Genomic DNA, 1,151 nt, shown 5'->3' with positions numbered 1-1,151 from the left:
AACACGCCAATACTGGTGTGACAACGATGGGGGATAAAGCTACGGGTACTCAGCGCGCCGCCCTTCTGTGCCGGCGCGATCAGGCATATTTTCGGCACGTTGCGCTGGGCCACGTTCCCCAGGTTCATCAGTGGGCCGGCTTGCAGGCGGATCGACTCCAGGCGCGCTTTGAGCGGGGTGTTTGCCTCCAGTTCGGCGGGGCTTTCATCGCCGTTGCGACCCAGGTCTTCAGCGCGCAGCAACACCACCGGCATGCCGTTGTCGATGCAGGTCACTTCGATACCGTCGATCACGTCCAACGCATTGCCGGTCGGCAGCAGCGCGCCACAACTGGAGCCGGCGATGTCTTCAAACTCGACAATCAGTGGCGCGGCACACCCCGGCACGCCGTCGATACGTGCCTCACCGTCGTAGCGCACTGCGCCGTTGGCGGTGGGTACATGGGCCACCGCGATCTGCCCGGTGTTTTCCATGTAGATTCGCACCGCCGTAAGCGCCCCGGTCACCGCCACCAGGCCACGCTCGATGGCAAACGGGCCGACACCGGCGAGGATATTCCCGCAGTTCTGGCCATAATCGACACGGGGTTCGTCCACCAGTACTTGGGCAAACAGGTAGTCCACATCTGCCCCGGCGCGGGTGGACGGTTGGATGATCGCGACCTTGCTGGTCAGCGAGTCACCCCCACCAATGCCGTCGATCTGCCGCGCATCCGGTGAGCCCATGGCCGCCAGCAATAGGCGGTCACGCAGCGCAGGCTGTTCAGGCAAATCACTGGCCAAAAAATACGCGCCCTTGGACGTGCCACCGCGCATCAGCAGGCAGGGAATGCGGCTCTGGCTCATAGGTCGTCAAGGCTGTCGATGTAGCGCAAGCCTTTCTCCTCCAGGCGCCCGCGCATGGTGTAGATGTCCAGGCCGAGCTCGCCGTTGGCCAGGCGCACGGCCTTTTGCTCTTCCAGGTCGGCGCGTGCACGGCTGGCCTCGACCACCTGCGGCACCTCGGTACGGCGCACGATGACCACGCCATCGTCATCGGCCACCACCACGTCGCCGGGGTAGACCAACTGGCCGCCGCACACCAGCGGCACGTTCACCGAGCCAAGGGTCTCCCTGATCGTGCCTTGGGCGCTGACCGCCTGGGACCACACC

2 protein-coding genes are annotated in these 1,151 nt (G+C 64.7%); both read right to left on the bottom strand.

What is annotated here, in order from left to right:
* On the bottom strand, positions 1-845 hold an 845-nt coding region (locus tag H8F21_RS29270), incomplete at its 3' end, for a 4-oxalomesaconate tautomerase (RefSeq protein WP_203585840.1).
* Positions 842-1,151: RraA family protein (locus H8F21_RS29265; protein ID WP_459565143.1), on the bottom strand; the 310-nt coding region annotated here is incomplete at its 5' end. The genes H8F21_RS29265 and H8F21_RS29270, both read right to left, overlap by 4 nt.

This window comes from Pseudomonas arcuscaelestis, assembly GCF_016881005.1.
Classification (GTDB): Bacteria; Pseudomonadota; Gammaproteobacteria; order Pseudomonadales; family Pseudomonadaceae; genus Aquipseudomonas; species Aquipseudomonas arcuscaelestis.
The sequence above is the reverse complement of the archived record's forward strand: the minus strand, read 5'-3'. Positions and strand labels throughout refer to the sequence as shown.